General features: G+C 67.4%; 2 protein-coding genes and 2 pseudogenes. 2 read left to right on the forward strand and 2 right to left on the reverse strand.

Features of this window, described 5'->3' with window-relative positions; genetic code table 11:
* A pseudogene (locus G3N93_RS36305) lies at positions 1 to 328 on the forward strand (peptidase S53); the annotation flags it as partial.
* Between the two features lie 75 nt (positions 329 to 403).
* Positions 404 to 2,080, forward strand: a complete 1,677-nt coding sequence (locus tag G3N93_RS36310) for a S10 family peptidase (protein WP_206135172.1) — start codon at positions 404 to 406, stop codon at positions 2,078 to 2,080.
* Positions 2,081 to 2,155: 75 nt separating this feature from the next.
* On the opposite strand, the gene nadE is transcribed toward G3N93_RS36310, so the two are convergent.
* Together nadE and G3N93_RS36320 are read right to left on the reverse strand one after the other, a co-directional pair.
* Complete coding sequence (nadE, locus tag G3N93_RS36315) at positions 2,156 to 3,004, reverse strand: ammonia-dependent NAD(+) synthetase (protein ID WP_174988169.1); 849 nt, start codon at positions 3,002 to 3,004, stop codon at positions 2,156 to 2,158.
* Positions 3,005 to 3,246: 242 nt separating this feature from the next.
* A pseudogene (locus G3N93_RS36320) lies at positions 3,247 to 3,328 on the reverse strand (multidrug transporter); the annotation flags it as partial.

The following is a 3,328-nucleotide window of genomic DNA, read 5'->3' on the forward strand; positions in this document are numbered from 1 at the left end:
TCGCGGCGTGCCGGATGTGGCCGGCGACGCGTCACCGCAGACGGGCTACGAAGTGTCGATCGCGGGCACGGCCACGGTGATGGGCGGCACGAGCGCGGTCGCACCGCTGTGGGCCGCGCTGATCGCGCGGATCAATGCGGCGGCGGGCGGTGCGACCGCCGGCTGGGTCAACCCGGTGCTCTACAAGAATCCGGGCGCGCTGCGCGACATCACGCAGGGCTCGAACGGCACGTATGCGGCCGCGCAGGGCTGGGATGCGTGCACGGGCCTCGGCAGCCCGAACGGCGCGCAGCTCGCCGCGATCCTGACGCGCAAGCCGTCGAGCTGACGGCGGCGGTACACGGCTTTCCGTATGGCGCGGGCTTCCTGTCCGCGCCTTTTTCTCACCTCCAGGAGCAGCACGATGGGCATCGATTCCGCATCCTCCGGCGGCGTGTATCCGCTGCATCACGGCGACCACAATTCGCATGGCGTGCCGCCGACCGTCAACCCGGTCGCGCTCAGCCACGGCCGCGACCAGCCGTTCTTCGATCCGGTCGCGTACGGCAACGGCCCCGACGATTCGGTGACCGACACGACCGAGGCGGCCGCGATCACGCATCACACGATCCTGATCGACGGGAAGCGCATCGCCTACACGGCGACGGCCGGCCACCTCGTGACGGTCGACCCGAGCAGTTCGCAGCCGGCCGCGAAGCTTTTCTACGTCGCGTTCACGGCAGATGGTGCGAAGGAAGAAACGCGGCCCGTGACGTTCTTCTATAACGGCGGGCCGGGCTCGTCGTCGGTGTTCGTGCTGCTGGGTTCGTTCGCGCCGAAGCGCATCAAGACGTCGATGCCGGGCTTCACGCCGCCCGCGCCGTACCAGATGGAAGACAACCCGGACAGCATGATCGACCACAGCGACCTGGTGTTCATCAACCCGGTCGGCACCGGCTATTCGGCAGCGGTCGCGCCGAACAAGAATCGCAACTTCTGGGGCGTCGACCAGGATGCGGATTCGCTGAAGCAGTTCATCAAGCGCTACCTGACGAAGAACAACCGCTGGAATTCGCCGAAGTACCTGTTCGGCGAATCGTACGGTACGGCACGCAGCTGCGTGCTCGCGTACAAGCTGCACGAGGACGGTGTCGACCTGAACGGCGTCACGCTGCAATCGTCGATCCTCGACTACCGGCAGGCCGGCAACCCGGTCGGCGCGCTGCCGACCGCGGCGGCCGATGCGTGGTATCACAAGAAACTCGGCGTCACGCCGGCGCCGACCGATCTCGGCGCGTTCGTCGAGGAAGTCGCGCAGTTCGCGCGCACCGACTACCTGAATGCGTTGCGCACGGTCCCGCATGCGGACCCGGCCGCCGTGCAGAAGCTGTCGCAATACACGAGCATCGATACGGCGACGCTGCAATCGTGGAGTCTCAACATCGCCGGCTACGACGCGCGCGGCAATTCGCTGTTCCTGACGACGCTGCTGCATGCGCAGGGGCTCGCGCTCGGTTCGTACGACGGCCGCGTGACCGGGATCTCGTCGGGCATCGCCGGCAAGATCGACCCGAACTCGGGCGGCAACGATCCGACGATGACGGCCGTGACGGGCGTCTATACGGCGATGTGGAACAGCTACCTGAACGAGCAGCTGAAGTTCACGTCGAATTCCGCGTTCACCGACCTGAACGACCAGGCGTTCCAGAACTGGGATTTCAGCCACATCGACCCGACCGGCGCGCAGCAGGGCATCGATGCGCAGGGGAACGTGATCCTCTACACGGCCGGCGATCTCGCCGCGGTGATGGCGCTGAACGTCGACCTGAAGGTGCTGTCGGCGAACGGCTTCTACGATTTCGTCACGCCGTTCTACCAGACCGTGATCGACCTGCAGCAGATGCCGCTCGAGGATCAGAAGGTGCGACAGAACCTGTCCGCGCGTTTCTATCCGTCGGGGCACATGGTGTATCTCGACGGCGGTTCGCGCACCGCGCTCAAGCGCGATCTCGCGACGATGTACGACGCGACGGTCAGCGATACCGGCGCGCGGATGCGGATTCGCGCGCTGCAGGCGACGAAGACGGGCGGGCACGCGTAGCGTTGCCCGTCGGCAGGACGCCGCGCGCAGCCGTTGCGGTGCGCGCGGCGTTTTTTTTCGGTCTGGGCGACCGGCTTATGCGGTCGGCCAGTCGAACATCGTGTACGGCAGCGCGCGCTTGTGGCGCGATGCGTCATAGAAGCGCAGCACCGTCTCGTACACGTGGTCGCTCACCGGCTTGCCTTCGAGGAAATCGTCGATCTCGTCGTAGCTCACGCCGTACGCGTGCTCGTCGGGGCGCAGCGGGCGCAGTTCCTCGAGGTCGGCCGTCGGCACCTTCATCACGATCAGCTCCTCGCCGCCGAGCGCACGGGCCACCGCGCGCACGCGCCGCTTGTTCAGCCCCGCGAGCGGCAGGATGTCCGCGCCGCCGTCACCGAACTTCGTGAAGAAACCCATCAGCGACTCGGCCGCATGATCGGTGCCGATCACGATGCCGCGCCGCGCGCCGGCCACCGCGTACTGCGCGATCATGCGCTCGCGCGCCTTGATGTTGCCGTGCACGAAATCCTGCTGCGCCGGCGTCTCGAACGCATGGCCGGACGCGGCCAGTGCGCCGAGCATCGCGTCGGCGGCCGGCTTCACGTTGACGGTCAGCTCCTCGTCCGCGCGGACGAACGCGAGCGCGCGCTGCGCATCGGCTTCGTCGTTCTGCACGCCGTTCGGCAAACGCATTGCGACGAAGCGGGCATCGTAGCCGTCGGCGCGCAGCTTTTCGACCGACAGTTGCGCGAGCCGGCCGGCCGTCGACGAATCGACGCCGCCGCTGATGCCGAGCACGTAGGTCCGCAGGCCGGTCGAACGAAGGTATTGCGCGAGGAATTCGACGCGGCGGGCAATCTCGGCCTCGGCGTCGAATTGCGACGCAACGTTCAGTTCGGCAATGATCGCGCGTTGGCGGCTGGCGTAATCGGCGGATGTCATGAAGGGAGTTCCGGAACGAAATCAAGGCGCCCATCATAAGCGCAATCGCCGCGCGGCGCCGCGCCGGGCGTGCGATCCGGCGATTTCGCGTTGCTTCGGCGAGACGGGCTGCCTCGCCGTGGTGCATGGTGCGCCGGGCGGGTGCAACGATGCCGCTTGACGGGCGTTCGCGCGGCCGGTATGCGATCCGCATTGCAGCCGGCGTGCCTGCAGTTGCACGACCGCGCATACGGGCGGGTGCGTCAGCGCCGCGCGAGCACGACGCCCACCAGCGCGAGCGCGAAGCCGGCGAGCTGGATCGCCGCGAGCGTTTCGCCGAACAGC

It is taken from the genome of Burkholderia sp. Se-20378 (assembly GCF_017104665.1).
Taxonomy (GTDB): Bacteria; Pseudomonadota; Gammaproteobacteria; order Burkholderiales; family Burkholderiaceae; genus Burkholderia; species Burkholderia lata.

What these genes read in the sequence shown, in the direction of transcription:
- nadE (WP_174988169.1), bottom strand. Translation starts at nt 3,004, where the DNA reads ATGACATCCGCCGATTACGCCAGCCGCCAACGCGCGATCATTGCCGAA.
- G3N93_RS36310 (WP_206135172.1), top strand. Translation starts at nt 404, where the DNA reads ATGGGCATCGATTCCGCATCCTCCGGCGGCGTGTATCCGCTGCATCAC.